The sequence below is a fragment of the Variovorax sp. 10N432 genome (assembly GCF_056394465.1).
The window spans coordinates 205974-229969 of the sequence record NZ_JBFTHX010000004.1; the positions used below are offsets into that span (position 1 = coordinate 205974).

A 23996-nucleotide genomic window follows, 5' to 3' on the forward strand; every position below is an offset into this window, starting at 1 on the left:
GCCTGGTCGCAAGACCGGGTCAAGAGCGGGAATAATGGGGACATGGTTACACCATCGTCCCCTTTTTCGTTTCTGGAAGACCTCGCGAACCGCGTCGGCAGCCGCCTCCAACCCCCCGAGTGGGCGGTCCACGAGGTCCAGCACCGCGCCGTCCTGTTCCTCAACCACGTGCTCCAGCAGGAGCCTGAAGCCCAGCAGCGCCTGCTGCGGCTGCAGGGCCGGGTGGTGAAGTTCGAGTGGCGCTTCGTGACGATGCAGTTCGTCCCCACGCCGGCCGGCCTGCTCGACCTGGCGCCCGAAGGCGCCGTCGCCGAACTCACGCTGACCGTCACCGAGACTTCGCCGTTCGGCCTGGCCCGCGCGGCCTTCAACGGCGAGAAGCCGGCGGTGCGCATCGAGGGCGACGTGCAGCTGGCGGCCGAGATCAACTGGCTGGTCGACCACGTGCGCTGGGACGTCGAGGATGACCTGGCGCGCGCCATCGGCGACGTGCCCGCGCACACCGTCGCGACCGGGGCCCGCCGCGTGGTGGATGCGCTGCGGCAGTTCGTCGGCCAACGTCCGGGCAAGGCCGGCGGGTCTGCAGCCGAATGAGGCGGATCTACCGCGGCGTATTCATCGTCTGGGTCGCACTGCGCTACGGCCTCGACGAACTCGTCCTCACGAGTTTCCAGAAGCCCTGGCTGCGCGTGGTCGCACGCATCGTTTCGGTCGGGCGCAATCTCGACGCGCCGCGGGGCCAGCGGCTGCGCGAGGCGCTCGAACGCCTGGGCCCGATCTTCGTCAAGTTCGGCCAGGTGCTGTCGACCCGGCGCGACCTGCTGCCGCCGGACATCGCCGACGAACTGGCCTGGCTGCAGGACCGTGTGCCGCCATTCCCCTCCAAGGTGGCGATCGCGACCATCGAGCGCGCCTTCCGACGCCCGGTGAGCGACATCTTCGTGCAGTTCGACGAGACGCCGGTGGCCAGCGCGTCGATCGCCCAGGTGCACTTCGCCACCGTCCGCCTGGCCGATGGCTCGGTGCGCGACGCGGCGGTCAAGGTGCTGCGCCCGGGCATGCGCGACGTGATCGAGAAGGACCTGGCCCTGATGGCCATGATGGCCGGCTGGGTCGAGGGCCTGTCGGCCGACGGCAAGCGCCTGAAGCCGCGCGAGGTGGTCGCCGAGTTCGACAAGTACCTGCACGACGAGCTCGACCTGGTGCGCGAGGCGGCCAATGCGGCTCAGCTTCGGCGCAACATGGAAAAGCTCAACCTCGTGCTGATCCCCGAGATGTACTGGGACTTCTGCCACCCCGAAGTGATGGTGATGGAGCGCATGAAGGGCGTGCCGATCGCCCAGCTCGACCGCCTGCGCGCGGCCGGCGTCGACATCCCGAAGCTGGCCCGCGACGGCGTCACGATCTTCTTCACCCAGGTGTTCCGCGACGGCTTCTTCCACGCCGACATGCACCCGGGCAACATCCAGGTCAGCCTCGAGCCGGAGAGCTTCGGGCGCTACGTGTCGCTCGACTTCGGCATCATCGGCACGCTGACCGAGTCGGACAAGGAATACCTGGCGCAGAACTTCGTCGCTTTCTTCCGCCGCGACTACAAGCGCGTGGCCGAGCTGCACCTCGAGAGCGGCTGGGTGCCGCACGGCACCCGCATCGACGAACTCGAGGCGGCGATCCGCACCGTCTGCGAACCCTACTTCGACCGGCCGCTGAAGGAGATTTCGCTCGGCATGGTGCTGATGCGGCTGTTCCAGACCTCGCGCCGTTTCCAGGTCGAGATCCAGCCGCAGCTGGTGCTGCTGCAGAAGACCTTGCTCAACATCGAGGGGCTGGGTCGCCAGCTCGATCCCGAGCTCGACCTCTGGCACACCGCCAAGCCCTTCCTCGAGAAGTGGATGACCGACCAGATCGGCCCCCGCAAGCTGTTCGAGCAGCTGCGCGCCGAGGCGCCGCGCTACGCAAAATTGCTGCCGCAGCTGCCTCGACTGATGCACGATTTCCTGGAGAATCGCCCCCCGGACCACCGCCGCGAGCTGCTCGAACTGCTGGCTGCACAGAAGCGGACCAACCGGCTGCTGCAGGCGATCATCTACGGTGGCATGGGATTTGTATTGGGCTTGATCGCGATGCAGGTGCTGGTGCGCGTGCGTCTTTTCTGAGGAAGGAATTGCTGCCGTGCTGCTGACACTGGTCTTCGTCTACCTGCTGGTCACCATCGCCATCGGCCTGTATGCGGCCCGGCGGGTGAAGAACACCACCGACTTCGCGATCGCCGGCCGGCACCTGCCGCTCTACATGATCGTGACGACCACCTTCGCCACCTGGTTCGGCTCCGAAACCGTGCTCGGCATTCCGGCCAAGTTCATCGAGGGCGGGCTCAACGGCGTGATCGAAGACCCGTTCGGCGCCGGCACCTGCCTGATCCTGGTCGGCCTCTTCTTCGCCGGCAAGCTCTATCGCATGACGCTGCTGACCATCAGCGACTACTACCGCGAGCGCTTCGGCCGTTCCATCGAGATCGCCTGCTCGCTGATCATCATGCTGAGCTACCTGGGCTGGGTGTCGGCCCAGGTCACGGCGCTGGGCCTGGTGTTCAACGTGCTCTCGGGCGGCGCGATCGGGGTTTCCCTGGGCATGGTGATCGGCGTCGTCTCGATCCTGGCCTACACCCTGTTCGGCGGCATGTGGTCGGTCGCGGTCACCGATTTCATCCAGATGATCATCCTGGTGCTCGGGCTGGCCGTGATCGCGGTTTTCGCCGGCAACATGGCCGGCGGCGCCGACAAGGTGGTGGCCTTCGCGGTCAGCAAGGACCTGTTCAGGTTCTGGCCGGAGCCGAGCTACAAGGACATGGTCTTCTTCTTCGCCGCCGCGATCACCATGATGCTGGGCTCGATCCCGCAGCAGGACGTGTTCCAGCGCGTCATGTCGGCCAACAGCGTCAAGTCGGCCACGCGCGGTCCGGTCATCGGCGGCATCGCCTACATCCTGTTCGCCTTCGTGCCGATGTTCCTGGTGGCGAGCGCGCTGCTGATCATGCCGGCCGAGACCGCCGACCTGCTGAAGGACGATCCGCAGAAGGTGCTGCCGACGCTGGTGCTGCAGAAGATGCCCTTCGTGATGCAGGTGCTGTTCTTCGGCGCGCTGCTGTCGGCCATCAAGTCGACCGCCTCGGCGACCTTGCTGGCGCCGAGCGTGACCTTCACCGAGAACATCTGGCGCCAGTTCCGGCCCGCGGGCAGCGACAAGTCCAACCTGATGACGATGCGCATCACGGTGCTGGTGTTCAGCGCGGCCGTGCTGGCCTATGCGATCCGCATGCAGGGCACCCCTATCTACGAACTGGTGTCCGGGGCCTACCAGGTCCCGCTGGTGGGCGCCTTCGTGCCCCTGGTGTGCGGCCTCTACTGGCAGCGCGCGACCACCCAGGGCGCCGTGGCGGCCGTCGTGCTGGGCATCGGGACCTGGCTGCTGTTCCTCGGAATGCCGTGGGGCAAGGAGTTCCCGGCCCAGCTGGCCGGCCTGCTGGCTTCGTTCGGCGGCATGGTGGCCGGCTCGCTGGCGCCGCAGTGGGTGTCCAACACCCGCACGCCGCATCGGCCCCTGGCGGTCGATCCGGCCTGAACGCCCGCCCGCCCAAAGCGGGGGCGCCCTTATAATCGAGGGCTTTGCGAGCGGCCGCCGGCCGCTCCTTTTCCGCTTTCCAATCCCATGCCTATCTACGCCTACAAGTGCGGCGCCTGCGGCTTTGCCAAGGACGTGCTGCAGAAAATGTCCGACGCTCCGCTCTCGGAGTGCCCGGCTTGCGGCGCGAGCGCGTTCAGCAAGCAGCTCACCGCCGCCGGCTTCCAGCTCAAGGGCTCGGGCTGGTACGTGACCGATTTCCGCGACGGTGGCGGCAAGAAGGGCGACGGCGCCGACAAGACCGCCGCCCCCCCGGCCGCCGCGCCGGCTGACGGCACGGCCGCGGCACCCGCCGCCGCGCCCGCCAGCGCCCCGGCGCCCGCCGCGGCGGCCCCGGCCCCTGCCGCTTCTTCTTCAGGCAGCGACTGAGACCCCCCATGCTCGCGCTGCGCAAATGGCTGCTCTCCGGCTTGCTGGTCATCGTGCCGCTGGTCATCACGCTGGGCGTGCTGAACTGGATCATCGGCACGCTCGACCAGACGCTGTGGCTGCTGCCCGAGACGTGGCAGCAGTACCTGAACGAGCACAAGGTACGCGGGCTCGGCGTGCTGCTGACTCTGGGCATCCTGCTGTCGGTCGGCGCCATCGCGAGCAATTTCGTCGGCAAGCGCCTGCTCGGCTGGGGCGATGCCGTGGTGCGGCGCATCCCTGTCGTCCGCTCCATCTATTCCAGCGTCAAGCAGGTGTCCGACACGCTGTTCTCCGAGAACGGCAACGCCTTCCGCACCGCGGTGCTGATCGAGTGGCCGCGCGCGGGCGCCTGGACCATCGCCTTCGTGACCGGCACGCCCGGCCATGAGGTGGTCGGCCACCTGGGCGGCGGCGACTATCTCGGCGTCTACGTGCCGACCACGCCCAACCCGACGGGCGGCTATTTCGTGATGCTCAAGCGCAGCGACTGCATCGAACTCAAGATGAGCGTGGACGACGCGCTCAAGTACATCGTGTCGATGGGGGTGGTCGTTCCTGGCGGCCCCGCGACGATCGCGATCAAATAAAGACGCGCCCATGCGGCGCCGGGGAATCCATCTATGGCCATGCGTTCAATCTATTGCGGTCTCGTGACCGAAGCCCTGCTCGGACAGACCGTCACCCTGTGCGGCTGGGTCAACCGCCGGCGTGACCACGGCGGCGTGATCTTCATCGACCTGCGCGACCGCGAAGGCTACGTGCAGGTGGTCTGCGATCCCGATCGCGCCGCCACCTTCGCCGCCGCCGAAGGCCTGCGCAACGAATTCTGCGTGCAGGTCACGGGCCTGGTGCGCGCGCGCCCCGAAGGCACGGTCAACGACAACCTCAAAAGCGGCAAGATCGAGGTGCTGTGCCACGAGATGAAGGTGCTGAACCCGTCGGTGACGCCGCCGTTCCTGCTTGACGACGACAACCTCTCGGAGACCACCCGCCTCACGCATCGCGTTCTCGACCTGCGCCGTCCGGCGATGCAGCGCAACATGATGCTGCGCTACAAGGTGACGATGGAGGCGCGCAAGTTCCTCGACGCCAACGGCTTCATCGACATCGAGACGCCGATGCTCGGCAAGTCGACGCCCGAGGGCGCGCGCGACTACCTGGTGCCGAGCCGCGTGCACGACGGCAGCTTCTTCGCGCTGCCGCAGTCGCCGCAGCTCTTCAAGCAGCTGCTGATGGTGGCCGGCTACGACCGCTATTACCAGATCGTCAAGTGCTTCCGCGACGAGGACCTGCGCGCCGACCGCCAGCCCGAGTTCACGCAGATCGACATCGAGACCTCGTTCCTGTCCGAGGAGGAGATCCGCGAGATGTTCGAGGGCATGATCCGCAATGTGTTCCGCAATGCGGCCGGCATCGAGCTGCCGGTGTTCCCGACCATGAGCTACGCCGACGCGATGTTCAAGTACGGCTCCGACAAGCCCGACCTGCGCGTGAAGCTCGAATTCACCGAGCTCACCGAGCTCATGAAGCGGGTCGAATTCAAGGTGTTCGCCAATGCCGCCACCATGGCCGGCGGCCGCGTGGTGGCGCTGCGCGTGCCGGGCGGCGGCGGTGAGGGCGGCCTGTCGCGCGGCGAGATCGACGGCTACCAGGAATTCGTCAAGATCTACGGCGCCAAGGGCCTGGCCTACATCAAGGTCAACGACGCGGCGCTGGGCCGCGAAGGCCTGCAGAGCCCGATCGTCAAGAACCTCGACGATGGCACGCTGGCCGAGATCATCGCCCGCACCGGTGCCCGCAACGGCGACATCATCTTCTTCGGCGCCGACAAGGAAAAGGTCGTCAACGACGCCATCGGCGCGCTCCGCGTGAAGATCGGCCACAGCCCCTTCGGCAAGAAGAACGGCCTGTTCGACGACCGCTGGGCGCCGCTCTGGGTGGTCGACTTCCCGATGTTCGAGTTCGATGAGGAAGGCCAGCGCTGGTCGGCGGTGCACCATCCGTTCACCGCGCCCAAGGACGGCCACGAGGACCTCATGGACACGGCGCCCGAGAAGTGCATCGCCAAGGCCTACGACATGGTGCTCAACGGCATCGAGATGGGCGGCGGCTCGGTCCGTATCCATCGCGAGGAAGTGCAGAGCAAGGTGTTCCGCGCGCTCAAGATCAGCGCCGAGGATGCGCAGAACAAGTTCGGCTTCCTGCTGGACGCGCTGCAGTACGGCGCGCCCCCGCACGGCGGCATCGCGATCGGGCTCGACCGCCTGGTGATGCTCATGACCGGCGCCGAGTCGATCCGCGACGTGATTGCCTTCCCGAAGACCCAGCGCGCCCAGGACCTGCTGACGCAGGCGCCGAGCCCGGTCGACGAGAAGCAGCTGCGCGAGCTGCACATCAAGCTGCGCAACGCGCCGCAGGCCGCCTGAGGCGGCCAAGGCGGCAGCAGACCAGGGGCGCCTTCGGGCGCCCTTTTTTTTTTGGTGCGGCCAGCCTGGGCGCACTCTTGGAGTTGGAGTCCTCCCGCAAGCTGATCACAGCGAACGAGCGCGTGATCGTGGATACCGCCGTCCGAGAAGGCCATTGCCGATCCGGTGGACAGCCGCCTGCTCGAGATCGCACGACACAAGGTCGTGGCCTCCGCCCGGCGCGCTGGCATCTCTCAAGCAGGCCTTCGCCCGCGAGGGCAAGAACCTGCGCCGGCTCGCCCGGGGGCTACGCCCATGGCAAACAGGTCAAGCGCTTGAAGAAGGTCCTCAAGCGTCAGCGCACGGTCTTGGGCGTCGTGCAGCGCGAGGTCCAGCGCAAGGTGGCGCAGGCCGGGCCCTGTGCGGACCCGCATGCCGAGTGGTGGGAGGGGCGCAGTCCACGACTGCTGCTCATCCCGATCATGCCTTTAGCGCTTCAGCCAGCCTGAGATGCGTCGAGGCAAGGCGGTCGCGCGCCATGAGGTGCTGGCCCGCAATGCGGCGATCTCGTCGCGCAGGCGGAGATTGGCGGCCGTCAGTTCTGGATTTTGCGCATCGCTGGCCTTGCGCCGGTCTTCTGCCTGGGTCAAAAGCGCAAGATCGGCACGGCTCGGAGCGTCTGGAGAGGCGGCAGGGCGGACAACGCCTTTCCCGTACAGGCCTTCTCTGCCTTCGCCCGTCCATGGCGCGTCCTTCCACCACACGTCGCCCTTTTCAAACGCGACGATGCTGTCATAGAAACTCACGCACAACGTTTGCTTGCCGATGTAATCGGGGGCAACTGTTCCGCGACTGTGGCTCCAATTCAGCCTGTCGGCACAGTCTTTGGCGAAGTTCATGAACGACTCGGGGTTGTCCACGCCTCCGCCGAACTCGCTCCAGTAAGCTGTGTGCATGTCTTCCACCATGTAGACGGCATTCTTGTGCATCCTTGGGTAGAAGAAATCGAACGTACTGCGCATGTGCGCCATCATGTGACTGCCGTCGTCCAAGATCACATCGGGGATGCCGAACTCGTCGATCAGTTCCTGTAGGAACTGCGGGTCGGACTGGTCGCCGATCCGGACGAAGATGCCCGGCGATTCATGTTCTGCGCACTGGGGATCAATGTCGATGCCGACGATTCTGGCAAAGGGGCCGAAGTACCGCTGCCACATCTGGAGTGAGCCTCCGCTGTGAACGCCGACCTCCAGAAAAGTAATTGACTTGTTTCTAAATGACGCGAAATGCCGCTCATAGATTGGGAAGTAGTGAACCCACTTCCGCATTGATTTGTTGTCGTTGATGAGAAAGTCTTGCCAGAGGTTCAAGGTGGCCTTTATGTGAGTGTTTTGGTTGAGTTGCAAAGGGCCTTGGCGTTGCATCAAGACCCAGTTTGCTGAACATATTTTAGTGATGGCAATCGATGTCGCGTGTGATTCCTAGGGGGAGAGAATTGAGAACAATCACACCTTGGTCACCCGTCTTGCCGGTCAGGCTCGCAAAAGACGCCGCGTTTGAATACATGCAATACACCTTCGATTTGTCGAGGTAATAATAAAAATCCCCGACCCGGAAATCTTGATTTACCGGGAATGGGTCGCCTAGCCGATAAGTGGCGAGTTGCTGATTGATGTAGTCCGCAATCCGATCGCTATAACTTTGAGTGGCGTGGACATCATCCACGATGTCAGATGCTCCGTAGAATGGAACAGCGCCGACGTCAACAAAGAACGTTGATGTTTCCGTGGCGACTTCTCGCGCTGCCGCATCGAACTCATCGCGCTGGCTGATACGTCGGGCGTCGGTGAAATAAAACGTAGACGGGATCGAGGGAGTAACCGCAATCCTGTTCAGTCCGGCAATGATGGGGCGCTTCCCTGCGGTGCGGACGTTTTGCACCATCGTGGTCAGGCGACTCTTGAATGCGGCGCGGGCCACCGCTCTTGCCGCTGTATCCGTTGGATCGGGCACCCATGCATCGTTCAAGCCAAGGCGGAGGATGATGTTGAAAGATAGGTCCTGCCAGATGCGGTCGGCAAATGCCAGCGCCTTCGGAGGGGTGCCGTCAGCTTTGGCGTCGGCGTCGAGCGCATTTGTGGCACCTCCGACTTGAACTTGAGCCAGCGTGATCCCTGCCACGGAGTAATCCACCGCTTTGATTTTTGGCCCTATCGGCGCATCGAGTCGGCCGGCCACCTTTTCGCTAGCGGATTTGAATTTCCATTTCCAGCCGAAGGTCGTGCTGTCCCCGTAAATTGAAGTCGACTGGTTGTAATCCGTTGAATTCACATATCCAGCCCTTGCATCCGCGAGCTGGAAATAGTATTTGTTTTCAAAAAAATCTTGACTCCACCTCCATGCCGCGACGCGGATGGAACTGGTCGTCACTGTCTTTGGCAGAAAGAAATATGCGTAGCCGCTCGGATGCGGCGACGGTATATACGCATAGTTCTTCAGTGTGACATACTGGTTTCCGTCGAAATACTGAATGCAAAATTCCTGAGGGAATGCACTCGCGGCCACATGTGGCTTACTGGGACTCTCAATTCCGCTGTCCACCTTTCGTGGATAAAGTTCTACATAGTTGACTGTTCGGAAGGGGCCAAAATCCAGTTGCACCCACTCCAAACCACCATCCTGCACTGACGGACGGCCGACACTGCTCCAACTCGTGGATGGTAATCCGTCGATTGCACTACTCGCCACAAAACTCGCTGGCGGAGAGACGATTGTCGACGAGGTGGTGGCAAAAGTGAAATTATAGATTGACTGGCCCAAAGCCAGGCCGGAAATTGTTACGAAGGAAGAAAAGACGGCAATTGTTCGTGCAACTGATTTCACGGAGCTGATCCATTTATTCCAAGGGAGTCAACTTTATTTTAGAAGGCAAATACTGAAAGAGTTGCTATTTCAATCTAAAAATTCGTTGAGCTTTTTCCTCAATCAAATCGGAAACTTCCGATGTAAAATGCGATCGTCGTCGCTGACGACGCATGGCGGTCGCGCAACAAAAACACCAGCTACTGCACGATGTGGGAGGGCTGGATAGGGATGAAGCCATGGCGGCGGGCCCCGACCGTTGGGTTGACGCGCAGCAGTGGAAGCGCGGCGCTGCGATGTTCCGGGAGCGGCGGGCCATGGGCGCGAGTGCAGGGGTGACGCACGAAGCTTTCGAACCGCCCTGTGCGGACCCCGATGCCGATTGGTGTGGGAGGGGCGCAGTCTAGGACTGCCCCTATCCCGGTCACACCCGAGAAGATGGCTAAAATGGCTATTGGCTCGTGAACGGGATTCCTCATGCAGATCAGCGCGACTGAAGCCAAAAACCGCTTCGGCTACTACCTCGCACAGGCCGAACGCGAACCCGTCCATGTGATGAAGAACGATCGCATCGCCGGCGTCATCGTTTCGGCCGCACGCTACGCGGAACTCGAGGCGCTGGAGCAGGCGAAGACGATGGATGCTCGCAAGCGCGAGTTCAACGAAACCTACCGGGAATGGATCGCCGCCCAGAACGCGTTGGTCGAACGGATCGGGGTCTTCGGCGAAGAGCTCCGACCCTGGTAGGTGCGGCATGGCCCAGTTCGATGTCCACGCCAATCCCGTGAAGACGCAGCGTGACGACATTCCCTGGTGTGTCGACATCCAGAGCGACTTGCTGGAAAGCCTGCCGACCCGTCTGGTCGTGCCCTTGGTGGCGCTCGCACAGATGCCCACGGCGCTGCCTCGGCGCCTGTGCCCGGTGCTCCAATGGAGCGGCGAGTCCTTCGTCGCCTTGCCGCAGATGACGGCGCCGTTTCGCGTCAAGGATCTGGGCCCACCGCGCGGCAGCCTGCGGGCCCAGGCCAATGAACTCGTCGCTGCCATCGATGCAGTGATCAGCGGCGTGTGACGGACGGTCCCCGGTTCAAGATCCCCGAGTCGGTGCTGGTCGTGGTCCACACGCCGGCGCTCGAGGTCTTGCTGATCCGCCGCACCGGCGACGACGACCTCTGGCAGTCGGTCACCGGCAGCAAGGATTTCGACGACGAGCCGCTCGCCCGCACCGCCGCGCGCGAGGTCGAGGAAGAGACCGGCATCCAGTGCGACGAGGGCAGCGCGCTGGCGCCGCGGCTGCTCGATTGGCAGCGCAGGAACGTCTACGAGATCCTGCCGCGCTGGCGCGCACGCTATGCGCCGGGCGTGAGCTCCAACACCGAACACCTGTTCAGCCTCTGCGTGCCGGCGCCGCTGGCGCCGCGGCTCGATCCTTGCGAGCACACGGCCTGGCGCTGGCTGCCCTACCGGGAGGCGGCAGCAGCCACTTTTTCCTCCACCAACGCCGCAGCCATCCTGCTCCTGCCACAATTTGCACGATGAATCCTCCGGCGACCAGCTTCCGCGTAGCCACCTACAACATCCACAAGGGCGTGCAGGGCATCGGCCCCGCCAGGCGGCTGGAGATCCACAACCTCGGCCATGCGATCGAGCAACTGGACGCCGACATCATCTGCCTCCAGGAAGTCCGCAAGGTGAACCGCCAGGCGGCCGCGCGCTTCCATCGCTGGCCCGAGCTCCCTCAGGCGGATTTCCTCGCCCCGGAGGGCTACACGGCGGTGTACGAGACCAATGCGATCACCAAGCACGGGGAGCACGGCAATGCACTGCTCACGCGCTGGCCGGTGCTGCGCAAGACCCACCAGGACATCTCGGACCACCGCTTCGAGCAGCGCGGGCTGCTGCACGTGGCGATCGACCTCGACGGCCGCACGGTGCACACCATCGTGGTGCACCTGGGCCTGATCAAGGGCAGCCGGATCCGCCAGATCGCGCAGCTGCGCGAATTCGTCGAGCGCGAGATCCCGCCCGGCGAGGCGCTGGTGGTGGCCGGCGACTTCAACGACTGGGGTGCGCGGATGCGCTATGCGATGAACGCGATGGGCATGCGCGACTCCAGCGACCTGCGCGGGCCGCGGACGCTGACCTATCCCTCGCGCCTGCCGGTCGCGCAGCTCGACTTCATCTACGGGCGCCAGGTCGAACCCGTCGCCTCTTCGGTGCCGCGCGGCCCGATCTGGGCCCGCATGTCCGACCACCTGCCGCTGGTGACCGACTTTTCGCTATCAAAACAATAGCGTCCTGGGCAGGCGGGGAGGGCGCCTTAGGGAGCTTGTGGAAATCCATTCGCTGATACGATGGGCGGATGCTCAGGACCATCGACGCCGTACCGCGCCCCGCCGCAGGGGATGAAGACGAGGGCACGCCCGTGTCCGTGAAGATTCGCGAGCGTCTGCTCGCTGCCCGCAAGCGCTTCAACGCCAACGATAACATCGCCGAGTTCATCGAGCCCGGCGAACTCGAAGGGCTGCTCGACGAGGTCGAGGGCAAGATGAAGGACGTGCTCGAGAGCCTGGTGATCGATCTCGACAACGACCACAACACCGGCAACACGGCCCGCCGCGTCGCCAAGATGTACGTCAACGAAGTCTTCAAGGGTCGCTATGTGGCGCCGCCCTCGCTGACCGAGTTCCCCAATGCGGAGCACCTCAACGAGCTGATGATCGTCGGCCCGATCACGGTGCGCAGCGCCTGCTCGCACCATTTCTGCCCGATCATCGGCAAGCTCTGGATCGGCGTCATGCCGAACGAGAAGACCAACGTGATCGGCCTCTCGAAGTACGCACGGCTGGCTGAATGGGTCATGGGCCGGCCGCAGATCCAGGAAGAAGCCGTGGTGCAGCTGGCCGACCTGATCCAGGAAAAGACCCAGCCCGACGGGCTGGCGCTGGTGGTCGAGGCCGAGCATTTCTGCATGCAGTGGCGCGGCGTCAAGGAGATGGACAGCAAGATGATCAATTCGGTCATGCGCGGCGTCTTCCTGAAGGACCCCAACCTGCGGCGCGAATTCCTTTCCCTCCTGCCGCGCAAGCGCTAAGCCGGACACACCATGCTCGTACGCCTTCTCTACGCCAGCCGCGCCGTGGACACCAGCCAGGGCGCCATAGAAGCCATCCTCGCGCAATCGCGCTCGCACAACACCGCCTGCGGCGTCACCGGCATCCTCTGCTACGGGGCCGGCGTGTTCCTGCAAGCGATCGAGGGCGGCCGGGTGGCAATCAGCGAGCTCTACGGCCACATCCAGCGCGATCCGCGCCACAAGGACGTGGTGCTGCTGCACTACGAAGAAATCTCCGAACGCCGCTTCGGCGGCTGGACCATGGGGCAGGTCAACCTGTCGAAGCTCAACGCCTCGACCCTGCTCAAGTACTCCGAGCGCCCCGAACTCGACCCGTACGCGGTGTCTGGCAAGGTTTCGCTGGCGCTGCTCGAGGAACTGATGGCCACCGCCGCCATCGTCGGGCGCCACTGAACTCCCGGCTGCTCGGCTGCGATTTCTCGAGCGCGCCGACCGCGCGCAAGCCGATCGTGGTCGCGCTCGGCGCGGCGCGCGGCGGCCGGGTGGAACTGGCCGGCTTCGAATTCTTTGCCGATCTCGACGACTGGGCGCGCTGGCTGGGCACGCTCCCGGCCTGGGTGGGCGGCTTCGATCTCCCGTTCGGACTGCCGCGCGAACTGGTGGTGCAACTCGGCTGGCCGCTGGCCTGGGAGCCGCTGATCGCGCACTACGCGGGCCTCGGGCGCGACGAGATCCGGCGCACTTTCGCGGCCTTCTGCGCCGCCCGGCCCAAGGGCGGGAAGTTCGCGCACCGGCAGACGGATGGCCCTGCGGGCTCCAGCCCCTCGATGAAATGGGTCAACCCCCCAGTCGCGTTCATGCTGCATGCCGGCGTGCCGCGGCTGCTGGCCGCCGACGCCGCGCTGCCGGGCCTGCACCCGCCGTTGCGGGTGGCGGGTGCGTCGCGCATCGCGCTGGAGGCCTACCCGGCCCTGCTGGCGCGCGAGCTGATCGGCCGGCGCAGCTACAAGAGCGATCTGGTGGCTGGCCAGACCGTCGAACGCCGCGAGGCGCGGGCCGACCTCCTGGCCGCGCTGGAGCGGGGCGCCGGCAGGCTCGGCCTGCGCCTCGCGCTGGACCCGGGCGCGCGCGACGCGTTGCTCGCCGACGCCAAGGGCGACCGTCTCGATGCGGTCTTGTGCCTCGTGCAGGCGGCCTGGGCCGAGGCGCGCCGCGATAGCCGCCCGGGCCCCGGCTACGGGCTTCCGGAGGTCATCGATCCGGTCGAAGGGTGGATCGTGACGGCCTGACTTCCCCGTGTCCTACAACAGGATGCGCCGCTGCCCGCCGTGGCGCCCGTGCCGGCGCACTAGATTGATTGCAGTGGTTCGGTCGAACCACCGATTCATCCATTTTTGCGAAGGAAACGCCATGAACAAGGACCAGGTTGCAGGCCGCGTCGAAGAGGCCAAGGGCAAGATCAAGGAAGTCGCGGGCAAGGTGACCGGCAGCGACAAGCTTCAGACCGAGGGCGTGGTCGACCAGGCCGCCGGCAAGGTGCAGAAGACCTACGGCGACGTGAAGGAAAAGGCGAAGGACGCCTTGAAAAGCGACCCTCAAAATCCGTGAGCGCGCGTAAGGAGCCATCCATGACCCCATCGAACAAACCCAGCGGGCGCGGCGCCGTGGCGCTGCTTTTGGCCGCCGGCGTCCTGGCTTTGGGCGCCTGCAGCAAGACAGACAACGAGACCATGGGCAAGAAGGCCGACTCGGCCGTTGCCAAGACCGAACAGGCCGGCACCACCGCCAAGGCCAAGACGGAGTCGGCCGCCGCATCAGTGGCCGGCGCCATGGACGATGCATCGATCACCGCGGCCGTGTCGACCGGACTGGCCAAGGATCCCGACCTGAGCGCGATCAAGATCGATGTCGACACCAAGGGCGGCCAGGTGACGTTGAGCGGGCCCGCCCCCACTGCCGCCGCCAAGGCGCGCGCCGAGGAGATCGCGAAGTCCGTCAAGGGCGTGAGCGCGGTCGACAACAAGCTCGAAGTGAAGATGTAGCCGCCGCTGCGGCGCGGTCAGCAAAAAAGCCCGGTTGCCCGGGCTTTTTGCTGGGGAAGGCGGGATCAGTGGCCGAGCCAGTCCTTCAGTTCGTCGGCGTGCTCTTCCTCATCGCTCAGGATCTCTTCCAGCATGCGCCGGGTCGTCGGATCCTTGTCGCCGATCAGCGCGATCATCTGGCGATAGGTCTCGATCGCGATGCGCTCGGCCACCAGGTTGGCGCGCACCATCGCCTGCAGTTCGAGCGATGCGTCGTAGCTCGCGTGGCTTCGGCCCTGCAGGCTCTGGGGGTTGAAGTCGGGCTCTCCGCCGAGCTGCACGATGCGCTCGGCGATCTTGTCGGCATGCGCCGACTCCTCGTTGGCATGCACCAGGAATTCATCGGCGATGGCCGGCGAGGCTTCGCCGCTGGCGGTGAAATAGTGGCGCTTGTAGCGCAGGACGCAGACCAGCTCGGTGGCCAGGGCGTCGTTGAGCAGCTTGACGATGTCGTCGCGCCAGGGGCCGTAGCTGGGGGTGACGGCGCCTTCGTCGAGGCTCTTCGAGGCCTTGTCGATCGCTGCCTGGTCGAGCTTCAGGGGTTCGTGGCGTTCTTTGACGGCGGTGTTCATGGAGGGTCCTTTCGTGGGTTTGCGGTTTTCTGCATCAGCGTCGTCACCATGTCGGCGACGTCGGATGTCTTCACGACCGCGGCAAGCACCGCGGTGATCGAGAGCAATCGCCACGGCTTGACCAGCACCACCAGGGCACCGGCCGCGGCGGCCGCGCCGACCAGCTTGGCCGGCTCCTCGCGCGCATAGCGCTCGAGCAGCGGCCGCGCCAGCTGGCCGGCCGCATTCGCCGGATGACGGCGCCACCAGCGGCGCACCACGCCGCGGGCCACCGAGGACCAGGCGAAGTGGTCGTATGCCGCAGGACGGACTACAGGCCCAGGCAACGCGTACAGCTCGTCGGCGCCCGCGTCGGGGCGGTCTCCCTGCAATTGCGCGACCAGCGCCCGGCGCGACAACGCGAGCCGTTGCTGGGGCGTGAGCGGCTGGCGGTCAGCGGCCATGGCGTTCTCCCGCCACCCGCAGCGCCCGCACGTCCGCGTCGAGCTGGCTTCGGAGGTCGTCGAATGCATGGAAAGGCCGGGGCCGCGCCGCGGCCAGTGCCGCGAGCAGGGCGATGATGATCGCCACCCCGGGGACCGCCGCCAACACCCAATGGAAGCTGCCGTGCAGCACGCCGAGCATCACGGCCACGCCGACCAGGCCCAGGGCCAGCATGCCACTGACCGCCGCGATCACGCCCGCCATGAGCTTCGAGATGAGGCCCTGGCTCGCCGTCTGGGATTCCTCCCGGATCAACGCGCCGTAGTTGGCGAGATGTTCGGCGACGAGTTCCGGGTGACCGAGCACCGTGGAGACAATGGGATGGAACATGGTGCTGCGGCGGCCGTGGCGGGGATCAGTAGTCGTCGCGACGGCGGCTGGCCAGTACGATCAGCGCCGTGATGGCAGCCCCGGCTGCGGCGGCCACCAGCACCGAGCGAACGGGCTGGTCGGCGATGTACTTGCCGGTCACATCGGCCGCGGCCTCGAGGCGGCGCTGGGCCCGGGCGCTGGTGGTCGACGCGGCATCGAGCCCGCGCTGCACCGCCTGCTGGACCCGCGCCGCCAGTTGCTCCACCGCCGGCTCGGCATCGCGACGCAGGTCGCGCACCTTCTCGCCGGCCGCATTGACTGCGTTCTGCGCATAGGCCCGCGTCGTGTCGATCGCGTCGTTGGCCGTCTGGCGCGCGTCCTCGGCGAGCTGTGCGGGCGTCTTGGTCGTTGTGTTCATGAAATGATTCCTTCCGAAAATTGATTGGGTGACCTGTCCATCGTAACGACGCTAGCGGCGTCGCATCAAGCCCGCGATGAAGCTGGCAAGGGCCAGGACAAGGAAGATGACGAAGAGAATCTTCGCGATGCCCACGGCACTGGCAGCGATGCCGCCGAAACCGAACAGCGCGGCGATCAAGGCAATGACCAGGAAGACGACGGCGTAGTGCAACATGCTGACTCCTTTTCGAGGGATGGCCCCGTGGATGCAAAAACAGCGCGTTCGGGTTCCGAACGGCCTGGCATCCACGTTAAGGGCATGGTCCCCCGGACCCTGTCAGCAGCAGCGGCCTGGGGGCGTAGGAGAGAACCGAAAGGGCGCGGCGGGGCATCGCGGGCCCGCCGCGTCAGGCCTGCCTGGCCGGCAGGATGGCGCTGAGGTGGGTGCCCTTGCCGGGCGTCGACGCCACGCTGAGCTTGCCCTTGGCGGCTTCGACCCGGTGCCGCATGCCGGCCAGGCCATGCGTCGATGGACGGGCATGCTGGGTGTCGAAGCCCTTGCCGTTGTCGATCACTTCGACCACCACGTGGTTGCCGTAGTTCTTCATGACGATGCTGGCTTCGGTGGCCTGCGCGTACTTGCCGATGTTGGTCAAGCTCTCCTGCACCATCCGGTAGGCCGTGAGCTGGTTGTCCTCGTCGAGATCGACCGGCTCCAGCACCATCTCGATCTCCATGCCCGACTGCTCGGCGAACTCGCGGCCCAGGATTTCCAGCGATGCGATCAGCCCGAGGTTGGACAGCGATGACGGGCGCAGGTCCTCGATGATCCGGCGCTTGAGCGCGATGCCGCTGTTGAGCAGTTCGTTCAGGTGCTGCAGCCGCTGGATGGCGTCCGGCGAATCGCCGAGCCTGGATTTCAGGCGCGCGACGTCGAGCTTGGCGGCCGTCAGGAGCGAGCCCAGTTCGTCGTGCAGCTCGCGCGCCAGGAAGCCGCGCTCGGATTCGCGCACCTGCTGCAGATGGGTGGCGAGTTCGCCAAGCGTCGCCGTGCGCTCGCGCACCTCGCCTTCGAGCGCGTTGCGTTCGCGCTGCAGCGCCTCCTGCTGGCGCTCGCCGACCAGTTGCAGTGCGTGGGTCTGGCGCAGGTAGAGGTAGAAGGCCAGCAGCCCCGCCAGCGTGACCAGGGTGATGCCGATGCGCCCCAGGCGCAGTGAGCTGGCGATCTGGCGCTGGCTGCGCGTCAGCTCGTCGTTGCTGATCGCGATCAGCTGGCCGACCTGCTGGCGGATGGCCTCCATCTCCTCGCGGCCGACATCGGTGGTGATCACGAACTTCCAGGCGTCCTCGTTGCCGCTCTGGCGCAGGCGCACGCTCATTTCCATTTCGGCGAGCTTGCGCGACACGTGCTTGGAGAGTTCGCCCACCTGCGTCAGTTCGCCCGGGCGCCGCGCATAAAGACCCTGCAGCGTGGCCAGGTTGCCCTCCACCTGTTTGACGGCGAGGTCATAAGGCTCACGATAGCGGGCTTCCCCTGTCAACAGGAAGCCCCGTTGCCCCGTTTCGGCATCGAGGACGTTCTGCAGCACGAGGTTGAGCAGGCCGCGCGCCTTCTGCGCGTCGCCGACATCCTGCAGGGCGCGGTGCGACTGCTGGTAGCCTGCTTCGTTGATGCCCACCAGCGCCAGCGCTGCCAAGGCGGCAAGCGCCAGCCCGAGGGTCATCTTGGGAAAAGCTAACCAGCGCATGAGGTCTCCGAGCAATGCCTGCAGATCAATTTCGGGAATAATCGGAGCCGACCAGGGACCGGCATGTTGCGACGCAAGAGGCCGCGATACAACGACGAAGGTAACAGATGATCAAGATCGGAATTGTGGACGACCACGCCATCGTGCGCTCCGGCTTGCGGCAGTTCTTTTCGGAGCATGTCGACCTGCGGGTGGTGGGTGAGGCGGCCAGCGGCCGCGAGGCGATCGAGCTCGTTCGGACCACCGAACTCGATGTGCTGGTGATGGATCTGTCGATGCCGGGCCAAAGCGGCATCGACGCCCTGGCGATGATCCGCGCCAAGGCGCCGGACGTCGGCATCCTGATCCTCAGCGGCTATCCGGAAGAGCACTATGCGATGAACCTGATTCGCCAGGGCGCCAGCGGCTACCTCAACAAGGAGTGCGATCCGATCGAGATCGTCAATGCGATTCGCACCATCTCGCTCGGTCGTCGCTACATCACCCCTGCGGTGGCCGAACTGCTGGCGCGCCAACTCGACCGCAAGGACGACGCGGCGCCGCATGAACAGCTGTCGGAGCGGGAGTTTCAGGTGTTCCTCAAGCTGGCCAAGGGCGAGACCGCCGGCGATATCGCCAAGACGCTGTCGCTGTCGGTGAAGACGGTGAGCACTTACCGGACGCGGCTGATGGAAAAAATGAATCTTTCATCGAACAGCGACCTGACCTACTACGCGCTGAAGAACAAGCTGATCGACTGAGCCCGAGGCGTCCAGCGCCGTCAGTTGCTGCTCTGCGAGACCCTCGACGCGGACGCCTGCTCGATGCAGAAGTCGATCAGTCCGTCGATTTCGTTGGATTTGTCGAACACCGCATCGACCCCGAACTGGGCGCAGCGTTTGCGGATGTCGGGGGTGGCGTAGTTGCTCAGCACCACCACCTTCTGGTTCGGCCGGCGCGAGCGGCAGGTCTGCAGCACGCCCAGACCGCTGCCCTGCTTCAGGAACAGATCGACGATGGCCAGTTCCCACTCGTCGCCATGGTCGGTCAGCCATTGGCTTGCCTCGGCCTCGGTCTCGGCAAAACCGATCGCCGAAATGCACGTAAGCTCCTCCAAAGTGCCGACGAGGTTCTCTCGGATCGTGACGTTGTCTTCGACGATGTAGGTTTTTAATCTTGGGTCCATGAGAACCGCTGTCCCCCGGGGGCGTTTTCTTGGTGGACTGGATTGTCTCCAAGGAAGGCCCGCGGTGGCAATGCTACGGATTTGTTCGTTCGCATGATGAAGGTTTGCGCGGCCTGCGGCTGTAGGCTGGTTCTTACGCGCCCATGAGAACGCACCCGTAGGCGACGCCGCACACCGTTTGCACCCGGCCGCCGACCCGCCGGACGTGCAAGGGGATCCATGCTTGCACCCACTGGCGGCGGCCCGCCGTCCATTTCACAATCCTGCAAGGTGCGGCCATGAACATCATCTGGAGTTCCATCGCGATCGTTGTGCTGGCGCTCGCCGGCGGCGTCGCAGTGGCCGGCGGCGAGCCGGCGATGGCCGAATTGCGGCTGGCCGAGGCGGCCACCATGGCGGCTGCCGCCGGGATCGCCGCCGTCTGCGTCCGCGAGGCGGCCCAGGGCGTCAGCGCGGTGCATACGGGCGCGCCGATCGATTGAAGAACATGCAGACCGCTCCCGCCGCCTCCCCGCCGCGTCGCCGGCGCTGGGTGGCGCTCGGCGCGTTGGTCCTCGGACTGTTCCTCGCACTGCTGCTGCTGGCGGCTTTTTTCCCGTGGGACACGCTGCGTGCGCCGGTCAATCGCTATGTCAGCGAGAAGACAGGACGCAAGTTCGAGATCACGCGGCACCTCGATGTCGCCCTTGGCTGGCGCCAGGCGACGGTCAAGTTCGACGGCATCGAGTTCGCCAACCCTGCGTGGGCCCGGGACCCCTATCTCGTTCAGGCCGAAAAGGCCGAGTTCGACATCCGCTTCTGGGAATTGCTGCGCCGCCGCATCGTCTTGCCGCGCCTGGTGCTGAGCCGGCCTTCGCTCGGCCTCCAGATGGAGGAGGACGGCCGCAAGACCTGGGCGCTCGGCAAGGACAGTGCCGACCCGGGAACAGTCCCGGTCATCGGCCTGATCCAGGTCGACGGCGGCAGCATCGACTTCCTCGCCAAGGCGCAGGCGCTCGACCTGCACGCGGATTTCAGCTTCGACAGCAGCCGCGGCGACTTGCCCCTCGACTACGAGATCAAGGGGCGCTACCGCGGGCAGCCGATGTCCGCGGTAGGGCGCACCGGCAACGTGCTGCAGCTGACGTCCGTCGGGCAGCCGCCGTTTCCGATCGAGATCGACTTGAAGGTCGCGCAGACCCGCCTGACGGGCAAGGGCACGGTGGCCGAACTGGCCGACCTGGATGGCCTCGACGCCCAGGTCGAGATGAGGGGCCCGAACCTGGGGCGCCTCTATCCGGCGTTGGGCATCGCGCTGCCGCAGACGCCGCCCTACGCGCTGAGCGGCAACCTGCGCAAGCATGGCGCGCTCTGGGAAGTGCGCGGCCTGAAGGGACGCCTGGGCCTGTCCGACCTCAGCGGCGACATGCAGTTCGACAAGTCGCAGCAGGTGCCGCACCTGGGCGGCAAGCTGCGTTCGCGCGTGATGGACATGGACGATCTCGGCCCGCTGATCGGGCTGCCGCCGACCGCGCGCTCGGCCAACGCGGTCGAGGGCGTGGCGGCACCGCCCAGCATCGCGCAGGTCGACAAGCAAAAGCGCAACGACCCCTCGCGCAAGGTGCTACCGGACGCGACCCTGGATTTCGAGCGGCTGCGTGCCATGAACGCCGATGTCAGCTACACCGCGGAGCGGATCCAGAACGTGCGCGAGCTTCCGTTGGACAAGGGCAGTGTGCAGGTGAAGCTGAAGGACGGCGTGCTGACCCTGGACCCGCTCGAGCTCGGCGTGGCGAGCGGCAGGATTGCCGGTGCGATCCGAATCGATGCAACGCAGAATCCGGCCGACATCCGTGCGGCGCTCGATATCCGCGGGATGCAGCTCAATCGATTGATTCCGAAGGTCGAGACCCTGAAGACCAGTTTTGGCCGACTGGACGGCCGGATCAACCTGTCGGGCCGCGGCAACTCGGTGGCGGCCTGGCTGGCCAATTCGTCCGGCGACGTCGCGGCGCTCACCGGGCGCGGGCAGTTCAGCAACCTGCTGCTCGAGTTCCTCGGCCTCGACGGCGGCGAGATCATCAAGTTCCTGCTCGAAGGCGACCACAACGTGGAACTGCGCTGCGCCGCCGTGGCCTTCGACGTGGAGAAGGGCGTGATGAATGGCCGAACCCTGCTGTTCGACACCAGCGACACGGTGTTCAATGGCGCGGGCAGCATCAACCTGGCCGACGAGCGCATGGACCTCATCGTCAAACAGGCGCCAAAGGACAAGAGCATCCTGGCGCTGCGCACGCCGCTGCGGGTGCGCGGCACCTTCGCGGCGCCGAAGGCCGGTGTGGAGGTCGCGCCGCTCGCGGCCCGCGGCGCTGCGGCGCTGGCCTTGGCGGCGATCAATCCGCTGCTGGCGCTGGCGGCGACGGTCGAAACCGGTCCGGGCAAGGATGCGGACTGCACCGAAGTGCTGACCGAGGCCAAGACCCCGTCGTCGCGCGCCGCCAAGGCGGGCGCCGCCAAGGCGAAGCAGCAGCCGACGCCGGCAAGCGGCGGCTGAGCCGGCCTCAGGGCGGCGGCGGGCGGTGGCCGCACACCCCGCAGCCCGGGTCGCGGGCCACGCCCAGCGAATCGAAAGCCGTGCGCCGGCCATCGAACATCAGCAGCCGGCCCGCCAGCGATGGCCCGATGCCGGCCAGCAGCTTCAGGGCTTCGCTGGCCTGCAGCGTGCCGATGGTGCCGACCACGGGCGCGAAGACGCCCAGCACGGCGCAGCGGGTCTCCTCGAACTCGGCCTCCGGCGGGAACAGGCAGGCGTAGCAGGGCGAAGCCGGATCGCGCGTGTCGTAGACGCTGAGCTGGCCGTCGAAGCGGATCGCCGCCCCCGCCACCAGCGGCTTGCCATGGGCGACGCAGGCGCGGTTCACCGCCTGGCGGGTCGCGAAGTTGTCGCAGCAGTCGAGCACCACGTCGGCGCCGGCCACCAGCCGGTCGAGCAGCTCGGCGTCGGCGCGCAGGCGGTGGGTCTCGATCTGGATATCGGGGTTGATGGCGCGCATCGCCGCGGCCGCGGACTCGACCTTCGGCATGCCGACGCGGGCCGTGGCGTGCGCAATCTGGCGCTGCAGATTGGTGAGGTCGAGGTCGTCGTCGTCGACCAGCGAGATGCGCCCGACGCCGGCCGCGGCCAGGTAGAGAAGGGCGGGCGAACCGAGCCCGCCGGCGCCGATCACCAGAGCATGGCCGGCGCTCACCCGCGCCTGGCCGTCGATGCCGAATTCCTCCAGCAGGATGTGGCGCGAATAGCGCAGCAGGTCCTGGTCTTCCATGCGCCGCGCGGAGCCGACCGCCGGGGCGGGCCCCCTCCGGAGCCGCCCGGGATCAGTTGTCCTTCTTCTCTTCCTTGTTGTCGACGATGATCTGGGTCTTGCTGACCAGCACCGGCTGGCCCTTCAGGCTCTTGAGGGCCTGCGCCAGCGCGAAGTCGTCGGTGGCGCCGAACTCGGGCACCTTGCGGTCCTGCGGCGGCTTCTTGGCTTCTTCCTCGAGGCGCTTGCGAGCCTCGTCGCGTGCCTTTTCGCGCTCCGGATCCTTGCTCTCGGGGCCCTGGCCGCTGGCCAGGTGCTTCTCGAGGTCGGCCTCGCGCATGCGCAGGGCTGCGAAGGGGCTGCCCTCGGCGCTCTCGTCGACCAGCACGTTGGGCACGATGCCCTTGGCCTGGATCGAGGTGCCGCTCGGCGTGTAGTAGCGCGCGGTCGTGATCTTGAGGCCGGTGTCGGGGCCCAGGGGGCGGACGGTCTGCACCGAGCCCTTGCCGAAGGTCTGGCTGCCCATGATCGTGGCGCGCTTGTGGTCCTGCAGGGCGCCGGCGACGATCTCGCTGGCCGAGGCCGAGCCTTCGTTCACGAGCACCACCAGCGGCACGGTCTTGAGCCCGGCCGGCAGGTTGCGCAACGGGTCGCTGCCGGCGCGGCGCTGGTAGAACTCGGGCGCCGCCTTGTAGATCGACTTGCTCTCGGCCAGCTGGCCGTCGGTCGACACCACCGTGACGTTCTCGGGCAGGAAGGCGGCCGAGATCGCGACCGCAGCGTCGAGCAGGCCGCCCGGGTCGTTGCGCAGGTCGAGCACCAGGCCCTTGAGATTCGGGTCCTGCTTGTAGATTTCTTCGACCTTCTTGACGAAGTCGTCGACCGTGCGTTCCTGGAACTGCGACAGGCGGATCCAGGCGTAGCCCGGTTCCATGACCTTGCCGCGGACCGACTGGGTGCGGATTTCCTCGCGCGTGATCGTGACCGGGAAAGTGCGGTTCTCGTCCTTGCGGAAGATCGTCAGCAGCACCTTGGTGTTGGCCTCGCCGCGCATCCGCTTGACCGCCTCGTTGAGCGACAGGCCGCGCACCGCGGTGTCGTCGATCTTGGTGATCAGGTCGTTCGGCTTGAGGCCGGCGCGGAACGCTGGCGAACCCTCGATCGGCGACACCACCTTGATCAAACCGTCTTCCTGGGAGATCTCGATGCCGACGCCGACGAAACGGCCGGTCGTGCCTTCGCGGAATTCCTTGAAGGACTTCTTGTCGAAATACTGCGAATGCGGGTCGAGCCCGGCGACCATGCCCGAGATCGCATCCGAAATCAGTTTCTTCTCGTCGACCGGCTCGACATAGTCGCTCTTGACCATGCCGAAAACCGCAGCCAGCTGCTGCAGTTCTTCGAGCGGCAAGGGAGCCAGCGAGCCTCGTGCAACGGTTTGTAACGAGACGGTTGTCAGCACGCCGGCGAAGGCGCCTGCGGCGACCCACCCGGTGATCTTCATTTTCTGGCCCATGTGA

Annotated in this window: 29 protein-coding genes and 1 pseudogene; 19 read left to right on the top strand and 11 right to left on the bottom strand. The window is 65.8% G+C overall.

Annotation, left to right across the window (positions count from 1 at the left end):
• Nucleotides 1-42: 42 nt before the first annotated feature.
• From AC1DF3_RS07000 to AC1DF3_RS07030, 7 genes and pseudogenes are all read left to right on the top strand, one after another.
• Complete coding sequence (locus AC1DF3_RS07000; protein WP_286536227.1) at nucleotides 43-594, top strand: ubiquinone biosynthesis accessory factor UbiJ; 552 nt, start codon at nucleotides 43-45, stop codon at nucleotides 592-594.
• Complete coding sequence (gene ubiB / locus AC1DF3_RS07005; protein WP_286523389.1) at nucleotides 591-2156, top strand: ubiquinone biosynthesis regulatory protein kinase UbiB; 1566 nt, start codon at nucleotides 591-593, stop codon at nucleotides 2154-2156. The genes AC1DF3_RS07000 and ubiB overlap by 4 nt, the downstream gene beginning before the upstream one ends.
• Nucleotides 2157-2172: 16 nt before the next feature.
• Nucleotides 2173-3621, top strand: a complete 1449-nt coding sequence (locus AC1DF3_RS07010; RefSeq protein ID WP_286523388.1) for a high affinity choline transporter 1 — start codon at nucleotides 2173-2175, stop codon at nucleotides 3619-3621.
• Between the two features lie 87 nt (nucleotides 3622-3708).
• Nucleotides 3709-4050, top strand: a complete 342-nt coding sequence (locus AC1DF3_RS07015; protein WP_286536226.1) for an FmdB family zinc ribbon protein — start codon at nucleotides 3709-3711, stop codon at nucleotides 4048-4050.
• An 8-nt stretch (nucleotides 4051-4058) separates the two neighbouring features.
• Complete coding sequence (locus AC1DF3_RS07020) at nucleotides 4059-4679, top strand: DUF502 domain-containing protein (protein WP_286536225.1); 621 nt, start codon at nucleotides 4059-4061, stop codon at nucleotides 4677-4679.
• Between the two features lie 33 nt (nucleotides 4680-4712).
• On the top strand, nucleotides 4713-6518 hold the full coding sequence (aspS, locus tag AC1DF3_RS07025; protein ID WP_286536224.1) for an aspartate--tRNA ligase: 1806 nt from the start codon (nucleotides 4713-4715) through the stop codon (nucleotides 6516-6518).
• Nucleotides 6519-6634: 116 nt separating this feature from the next.
• Nucleotides 6635-6907 (top strand): annotated as a pseudogene (locus AC1DF3_RS07030) (IS5/IS1182 family transposase); the annotation flags it as partial.
• A gap of 78 nt (nucleotides 6908-6985) precedes the next feature.
• On the opposite strand, the gene AC1DF3_RS07035 reads toward AC1DF3_RS07030, so the two are convergent.
• Both AC1DF3_RS07035 and AC1DF3_RS07040 read right to left on the bottom strand, forming a co-directional pair.
• Nucleotides 6986-7867 carry a class I SAM-dependent methyltransferase gene (locus AC1DF3_RS07035; RefSeq protein ID WP_478139213.1) on the bottom strand — a complete coding sequence of 294 codons (882 nt, stop codon included), beginning with the start codon at nucleotides 7865-7867 and terminating at the stop codon, nucleotides 6986-6988.
• Nucleotides 7868-7946: 79 nt separating this feature from the next.
• A complete protein-coding gene (locus tag AC1DF3_RS07040) occupies nucleotides 7947-9380 on the bottom strand; it encodes a GDSL-type esterase/lipase family protein (RefSeq protein ID WP_478139214.1) in 1434 nt (477 codons plus the stop codon).
• A gap of 456 nt (nucleotides 9381-9836) precedes the next feature.
• On the opposite strand from AC1DF3_RS07040, the gene AC1DF3_RS07045 reads away from it, so the two are divergent.
• The 9 genes from AC1DF3_RS07045 (at nucleotide 9837) to AC1DF3_RS07085 (ending at nucleotide 14477) form a co-directional block, all read left to right on the top strand.
• Complete coding sequence (locus AC1DF3_RS07045) at nucleotides 9837-10106, top strand: type II toxin-antitoxin system prevent-host-death family antitoxin (protein WP_478139215.1); 270 nt, start codon at nucleotides 9837-9839, stop codon at nucleotides 10104-10106.
• A 7-nt stretch (nucleotides 10107-10113) separates the two neighbouring features.
• A complete protein-coding gene (locus AC1DF3_RS07050; protein WP_286536219.1) occupies nucleotides 10114-10431 on the top strand; it encodes a CcdB family protein in 318 nt (105 codons plus the stop codon).
• On the top strand, nucleotides 10428-10898 hold the full coding sequence (gene nudB, locus AC1DF3_RS07055; protein ID WP_478139216.1) for a dihydroneopterin triphosphate diphosphatase: 471 nt from the start codon (nucleotides 10428-10430) through the stop codon (nucleotides 10896-10898). The genes AC1DF3_RS07050 and nudB overlap by 4 nt, the downstream gene beginning before the upstream one ends.
• Entirely contained in the window at nucleotides 10895-11653 is a 759-nt protein-coding gene (locus AC1DF3_RS07060; RefSeq protein ID WP_286536216.1) for an endonuclease/exonuclease/phosphatase family protein, read from the top strand. Before nudB ends, AC1DF3_RS07060 begins: the two co-directional genes overlap by 4 nt.
• Nucleotides 11654-11721: 68 nt before the next feature.
• Nucleotides 11722-12453: a GTP cyclohydrolase I gene (folE, locus tag AC1DF3_RS07065; protein ID WP_478139217.1), complete on the top strand. Its 732-nt coding sequence runs from the start codon at nucleotides 11722-11724 to the stop codon at nucleotides 12451-12453.
• A gap of 12 nt (nucleotides 12454-12465) precedes the next feature.
• Nucleotides 12466-12888 (top strand): BLUF domain-containing protein, encoded by a 423-nt coding sequence (locus tag AC1DF3_RS07070; RefSeq protein ID WP_286504903.1) that lies wholly within the window; start codon nucleotides 12466-12468, stop codon nucleotides 12886-12888.
• Between the two features lie 56 nt (nucleotides 12889-12944).
• A complete protein-coding gene (locus AC1DF3_RS07075) occupies nucleotides 12945-13724 on the top strand; it encodes a DUF429 domain-containing protein (protein WP_478139218.1) in 780 nt (259 codons plus the stop codon).
• A gap of 121 nt (nucleotides 13725-13845) precedes the next feature.
• Entirely contained in the window at nucleotides 13846-14043 is a 198-nt protein-coding gene (locus AC1DF3_RS07080) for a CsbD family protein (RefSeq protein ID WP_286536212.1), read from the top strand.
• Nucleotides 14044-14063: 20 nt separating this feature from the next.
• Nucleotides 14064-14477, top strand: coding sequence for a BON domain-containing protein (locus tag AC1DF3_RS07085; RefSeq protein ID WP_478139219.1), 414 nt, complete (start codon nucleotides 14064-14066; stop codon nucleotides 14475-14477).
• 65 nt (nucleotides 14478-14542) lie between these two features.
• Here the strand turns inward: AC1DF3_RS07085 and AC1DF3_RS07090 are convergent, their stop codons facing one another.
• From AC1DF3_RS07090 to AC1DF3_RS07115, 6 genes are all read right to left on the bottom strand, one after another.
• Entirely contained in the window at nucleotides 14543-15088 is a 546-nt protein-coding gene (locus tag AC1DF3_RS07090) for a ferritin-like domain-containing protein (RefSeq protein WP_286536209.1), read from the bottom strand.
• Nucleotides 15085-15531, bottom strand: a complete 447-nt coding sequence (locus AC1DF3_RS07095) for a hypothetical protein (protein WP_478139220.1) — start codon at nucleotides 15529-15531, stop codon at nucleotides 15085-15087. The genes AC1DF3_RS07090 and AC1DF3_RS07095 overlap by 4 nt, the downstream gene beginning before the upstream one ends.
• A complete protein-coding gene (locus AC1DF3_RS07100; protein WP_286536205.1) occupies nucleotides 15521-15901 on the bottom strand; it encodes a hypothetical protein in 381 nt (126 codons plus the stop codon). Before AC1DF3_RS07100 ends, AC1DF3_RS07095 begins: the two co-directional genes overlap by 11 nt.
• 25 nt (nucleotides 15902-15926) lie before the next feature.
• Entirely contained in the window at nucleotides 15927-16301 is a 375-nt protein-coding gene (locus tag AC1DF3_RS07105; protein ID WP_286523367.1) for a hypothetical protein, read from the bottom strand.
• Nucleotides 16302-16352: 51 nt separating this feature from the next.
• Nucleotides 16353-16517 (bottom strand): DUF1328 domain-containing protein, encoded by a 165-nt coding sequence (locus tag AC1DF3_RS07110; RefSeq protein WP_286369177.1) that lies wholly within the window; start codon nucleotides 16515-16517, stop codon nucleotides 16353-16355.
• Between the two features lie 172 nt (nucleotides 16518-16689).
• The gene (locus AC1DF3_RS07115) at nucleotides 16690-18030 is read right to left on the bottom strand and encodes a sensor histidine kinase (protein ID WP_286536204.1); all 1341 of its coding nucleotides are present in this window, start codon (nucleotides 18028-18030) and stop codon (nucleotides 16690-16692) included.
• Between the two features lie 107 nt (nucleotides 18031-18137).
• On the opposite strand from AC1DF3_RS07115, the gene AC1DF3_RS07120 reads away from it, so the two are divergent.
• The gene (locus AC1DF3_RS07120) at nucleotides 18138-18770 is read left to right on the top strand and encodes a response regulator (protein ID WP_028249172.1); all 633 of its coding nucleotides are present in this window, start codon (nucleotides 18138-18140) and stop codon (nucleotides 18768-18770) included.
• A gap of 20 nt (nucleotides 18771-18790) precedes the next feature.
• On the opposite strand, the gene AC1DF3_RS07125 is transcribed toward AC1DF3_RS07120, so the two are convergent.
• Entirely contained in the window at nucleotides 18791-19195 is a 405-nt protein-coding gene (locus AC1DF3_RS07125; RefSeq protein WP_286536203.1) for a response regulator, read from the bottom strand.
• A 278-nt stretch (nucleotides 19196-19473) separates the two neighbouring features.
• Between AC1DF3_RS07125 and AC1DF3_RS07130 the strand changes: the two genes are divergently transcribed.
• Nucleotides 19474-19677: a hypothetical protein gene (locus AC1DF3_RS07130; protein WP_286536202.1), complete on the top strand. Its 204-nt coding sequence runs from the start codon at nucleotides 19474-19476 to the stop codon at nucleotides 19675-19677.
• A 5-nt stretch (nucleotides 19678-19682) separates the two neighbouring features.
• Nucleotides 19683-21728 (top strand): AsmA family protein, encoded by a 2046-nt coding sequence (locus tag AC1DF3_RS07135; protein ID WP_478139221.1) that lies wholly within the window; start codon nucleotides 19683-19685, stop codon nucleotides 21726-21728.
• Nucleotides 21729-21735: 7 nt separating this feature from the next.
• Here the strand turns inward: AC1DF3_RS07135 and AC1DF3_RS07140 are convergent, their stop codons facing one another.
• Nucleotides 21736-22497 carry a HesA/MoeB/ThiF family protein gene (locus AC1DF3_RS07140; protein ID WP_478139222.1) on the bottom strand — a complete coding sequence of 254 codons (762 nt, stop codon included), beginning with the start codon at nucleotides 22495-22497 and terminating at the stop codon, nucleotides 21736-21738.
• A 52-nt stretch (nucleotides 22498-22549) separates the two neighbouring features.
• Nucleotides 22550-23992: a S41 family peptidase gene (locus AC1DF3_RS07145; RefSeq protein ID WP_286536198.1), complete on the bottom strand. Its 1443-nt coding sequence runs from the start codon at nucleotides 23990-23992 to the stop codon at nucleotides 22550-22552.
• Nucleotides 23993-23996: the final 4 nt, after the last annotated feature.